Annotated in this window: 5 protein-coding genes and 1 pseudogene; 3 read left to right on the top strand and 3 right to left on the bottom strand. The window is 66.5% G+C overall.

Translation table 11 applies throughout. The annotated features are described in order from the left end of the window. The coding region (locus AB0876_RS34210; protein WP_526044220.1) for a transposase family protein at positions 1-607 on the bottom strand (607 nt) is incomplete at its 3' end. 116 nt (positions 608-723) lie between these two features. Further along, positions 724-900: pseudogene (locus tag AB0876_RS34205) on the bottom strand (IS1380 family transposase); the annotation flags it as partial. Between the two features lie 501 nt (positions 901-1,401). Here AB0876_RS34205 and AB0876_RS34200 point away from each other — a divergent pair. The 3 genes from AB0876_RS34200 (at position 1,402) to AB0876_RS34190 (ending at position 3,836) form a co-directional block, all read left to right on the top strand. Next, on the top strand, positions 1,402-1,755 hold the full coding sequence (locus AB0876_RS34200) for a hypothetical protein (protein ID WP_052773282.1): 354 nt from the start codon (positions 1,402-1,404) through the stop codon (positions 1,753-1,755). A gap of 116 nt (positions 1,756-1,871) precedes the next feature. Next, positions 1,872-2,276 carry a hypothetical protein gene (locus AB0876_RS34195; protein WP_043416455.1) on the top strand — a complete coding sequence of 135 codons (405 nt, stop codon included), beginning with the start codon at positions 1,872-1,874 and terminating at the stop codon, positions 2,274-2,276. A 183-nt stretch (positions 2,277-2,459) separates the two neighbouring features. Continuing rightward, complete coding sequence (locus AB0876_RS34190) at positions 2,460-3,836, top strand: helix-turn-helix domain-containing protein (protein ID WP_074412581.1); 1,377 nt, start codon at positions 2,460-2,462, stop codon at positions 3,834-3,836. Positions 3,837-3,852: 16 nt separating this feature from the next. On the opposite strand, the gene AB0876_RS34185 is transcribed toward AB0876_RS34190, so the two are convergent. Beyond that, the gene (locus AB0876_RS34185; RefSeq protein ID WP_053079399.1) at positions 3,853-4,068 is read right to left on the bottom strand and encodes a hypothetical protein; all 216 of its coding nucleotides are present in this window, start codon (positions 4,066-4,068) and stop codon (positions 3,853-3,855) included. Positions 4,069-4,326: the final 258 nt, after the last annotated feature.

The following is a 4,326-nucleotide window of genomic DNA, read 5'->3' as shown; positions in this document are numbered from 1 at the left end:
CCTTGCCCGCCCGCAACCTCGCCCCGGCGATCACCGGCGCACCGTGGTCGGTGCTGATCGTGGTGATCAACGGTGAGAGGCCTTTGCGCAGGATCTGCCTGCCGGCGATCTTGGTGTGTCCGTAGCTGGCGCCCTGCTTGGCGTGCCCGTAGACCGGGCGTAGTAGTGAGTCGATGTCGATGAACGCCCGTCCGTCGGCGCCGGGCAACAGATCGACACGCCCGCACAGCGCGGCCAGGTGTTCGCGCAGGACAGATTCGAGCTGGCGGGCATGCCCGAAGGTGAACTCCCGCAATAAGGTTCCGATCGTCGACGGGGCGTACACACCACCGAAGAGGGTCTTCATCCCACCCGAGCGCACAACGTCTAGGTCATCAATGCTGTCCGCGCCGGCGCACATCCCGGCGATCAGCGTGGTCAGCTTCGGTGACGGATGGGCCGCGGCCGAACGGATCCGCTCACAGGTGAACCGGATCTTGTCGGCCAATAGCTGCGACAGACCGGTCTGGTCGGCCAGGGTCATCACCGGCACCAGCCCGGCGCACGACACGAGATGTGCATCATCGAAGACCGCCGACGACACGGCGAACCTATGGGACACTTGCACCGGAAGCGCCTTTCTGAACGTGGGCTGATCGAAGTGTGGTAACTCCAATCATCCCAGCTCAAAGGGCACTTTCCTTACATCAACACCCTCCGAACAGGCGATTCATCGGTGGATCGAGGGTTAGCCGCCCCGGACTTGACCCGAGACGACCTGATGTGAATTGTGTTGTCCAACAACCGTGTCAGGCCAGCTTGCTCGGCCAGGGCCATCACCGGGACCAGCCCGGCGCACGACACGAGGTTGTCCTCGTCGAACACCGCGGAGTCGGGACCGAACGTGTGGGACACTCGCACTGGAAGTGCCTTTCTTGTGCTGGTCGGATTGTTGCGTAGAGAACACCAATCTTTCCAGCTCAGAGGGCACTTTCCTCATTCCGACACCCCAACAACCAGCCCATTCATCGGTGGATCAAGGCTTAGCAGCGTCGTCAGCACAGATGGGCAACCGCCGGCGTCGGCGAAATCCATTGCGGGCAGCCATCATCAGCGCACTCGGGCAAGCTAACGTCCCGCAAACGACGGCGCAGCTCTGCCGAGCACTTCCCGACCTGCCCTTGGCCGGGGGAGGTGACCGCCGCTACCCCGCAGTCCACGAACACGTCTACCGGCAGCTCGTCGGCCTGGAACGAACCGGCGATGTTGTCCGGGAATCAACAGCAGGAAGACATGTTCTCTGGGCACTGCCCGCAGCCAAAACCATTGTCCGCCAACAGCACCGCGACAACACGTCAGCGGCGCCCACCACCGCCGGGCGAATGAACCGCCCGGCATCTTAACGGGGGATCACTGGACGCGATGGACACCTCAGCAATCAGCACGGCCCGCGAGAACAAGCCCTCCGGACCACCCGCGACAACCATGCCGGACACCATCACCGTCCGAAAATCCACGCCAGGGTCGACAATCCTGACCTACGGCCGGGTGGGCATCGATCGCTGCCGCGCCGTCATTACCCACGACGGCTACGGCGCCACACTGCGCATCCAGCTCAACTATCACGCGCTGAATTGCGAGCAGATCGAGGCCGTAGAAACCGCCATCGCCGACATCACCCGCGCGATGGTGTCTCAGGCCGCTACGCTGCGCGCCGCACACCGACCCCTGTTCGACATCGCCGCCCTCGCCGGCGTCCAGAGTCGCCCGCAATGACACGGCGGCGGGACGCGCGTCCGATCACTGCCTGCTTGCACACCAGTCACAGAAGTATCACAAAGCTTCGGCGTGTCGAGGTTACTGTAACGACGCATCCTGGCAGAGTGCGACGCATGGCACGGCCAAGCAAAGGTCCCCGCGGCGCGCACATGTGTCTCCCGCGCCCCGAAGTCTCTCGCAAGCTCGACGAGCTGGTCGCCAAGTCCGCAGTCTCGTCCGTCTCGCAATACGTCGCCGACGTGCTCGCCCTCCACGTCGGCCTCCCCGAACACGTCCGCGAACTCAACCGCCAGACTCTGGTAGCCACCGAGCCGCGGGTCGTGGCACGCCGCTACGAGCGACTCATGGTGCGCCCGCATTCCCAAGTCTCCGAACGACTTCGGCGACTACAGCAAGACAGCGGCGTCACGTCGATCTCGCAGTACCTTGCCGACTTCCTAGCCCTGCACGTCGGCCTGCCCGAACACGTCCGCGAACTCGATCGCCAGGAGGTGCTGCCGCTGCAGACCAGCGCATAGGACGCGATGCCGACGAGGGACTAACCACCCCGACTCAGCTTCCGCCCTATTGACATCTGAATAACGCGCGGCAGCCCCCAGAAACGGCGAAACCCCCGGAGTACCAGTCCGAGGGTGAACGCCATCTGAAGTTGTCCGGGAACCACTCCGGGTACTGCTGCCGCTCTTAACTAGGGAGCTGTCGTGGAAGACACCTCTCACGGTAGCGCACGTCCACTTGTAGCACCAATCGTTGCGCCCCGTGTTCACAATTTTTCTGGCCCAGGCCGCGCACCCCGCGCCTACCGAGGATGCACGGTCACCCGGCCGCGCCGCGGCACCGCCCGCACCAGATCACGCCGTCGACTCACCACGCCGGTCGCGCCGGCACACCTGCTGCGCCAGCTCGTCGACGAAGCCAACGGACGAGCTCCCGCGGCCATTCACCTCGACCTCGGTGACGACGCCTACGCCGGAGTCGCCTGCTGGCTTGCCGGCGAGCAGCGCTGGGCGCGGGTCGCGGTTCCGGTGGCCTACTACAGCCACTACGACACGAAGGTGCGCCCGGTGATGCCGGGCAACCCGATCTCGCTGCGCGCCCTCGTGCGCGTTGCCGAGGCCCGCGCCCGCTACGCCGACTGGGGAACAGGACGCAACAGTCGACCCACCAACGAACGCCTCGCCGCTGACACCGGTTACTCCGTACGCACCGTCCAACGTGCCGACACAGCGCTGCGACTGCTCGGACTGGCCACCGAGGTTCTCCGGGGCCGGCAGCGCACCCGCACCGAACGGTTCGCCTCCTGGCGCGTCGGGGATCGCCACCGCGGCTGGGCATCGGTCTGGGCACTGCACGACGTGCGGATTACCTTGCTGTCACCCCACCCCCATAAGGGGTCTCTTTTAGATTCTCTTCTCCCCTTTTCGAGTAGAAAAGTTATATCCGGCGGGGCCGGGGGCCATTCGGCCCACACCAAAAGCGGCGCTTCGCGCCCAGCATCGACCAGACGAGCCCGGCGGGGCCGTTCGCCGGGCGCGGCACCGCCACGGGAAGCGTACTTACTGGCCTGTGCGTGGCTACGTGACAGCCGAACGCCGCGCTGGGCACGTCGGCACTCACCGCGCGGCTGGGCACCCGCCCTGGCGGCGCTGGCAGCTCACCGGTGGACCGGTGACGACATCAACCAGCTGCTCACCGACTGGCAGGGCGCCGGTGGACACTGGCTTCCCGCCCACCCCCACAAACCCATCGGACTCGTACGCTCGATCATCAGCTGGCACCTGGCCCACAACAGTCTTGACGATCGCCCGGCGGCCGCGGAAACCGCGCGTATCGACGCCGAGCGCCAGCAGCGCGCCCAGCAACGAGCGGCGATGCAGGCCGAACTCGCCGAAAGCCGGCGGGCCCGAGAGGCTGGCCGGCGCGCCCGCGGAGGTCCGGGGCACACGCAAGCCTTCGCCGAGCTCGCTCGCGTCCGGCGGCGCAGTGCCGACCGCCGCGCAGCGGCAGCAGCCGAGGACGCGGCCCGGCGCGAGGCCGCCGTCCGCGCCGCGCGAGGCCTACCCGCGGAGCCGGAGTGATCGGCTCGTCGGGCGCTTACCCTGCTGCGGTGCTGGCCTCGGTGAGCTGCTCGGCGGCCGAAAGAATCCGGTTGACAGTGGTGTGGTGGACCTCGTGACGGCGACCGATGGTGCTCGGCGGGGTGCCTGCCGCGCTGTCGGCCAGAATCTTGGCAATCAGGTCGGGATCTTTGGTCGTGATGCCGTCGCGAACCAGCGACTCGGCGACCGGTTGCCAACGCTCAACAGACACAGCGCATTCGGTGTCTGAGTCCGGTTCCGCAGGCCGCGACGAGGTATCCAGCTGCGGCACAGAATCCCTAGCTGGAACCACGCTCAACGCGCGCTCCGGCCGCCGCGGGGCCCCTGCCGCGCCGTCGGTGGCCAGCGCCGCGCTTTCCGGCGGCCCCTCTAAACCTCAATCCGTGGACTGACTTGAGTGGTGTGGTTCGACGGTGATTCTGACGGCGGTTTGTGGGGTGGGCAGGATGTAGCCGCTGGTCTGCCCAGC

Origin of the sequence: Mycobacterium sp. NPDC049093 (assembly GCF_040704635.1) — a bacterium.
Classification (GTDB): domain Bacteria; phylum Actinomycetota; class Actinomycetes; order Mycobacteriales; family Mycobacteriaceae; genus Mycobacterium.
The sequence above is the reverse complement of the archived record's forward strand: the minus strand, read 5'-3'. Positions and strand labels throughout refer to the sequence as shown.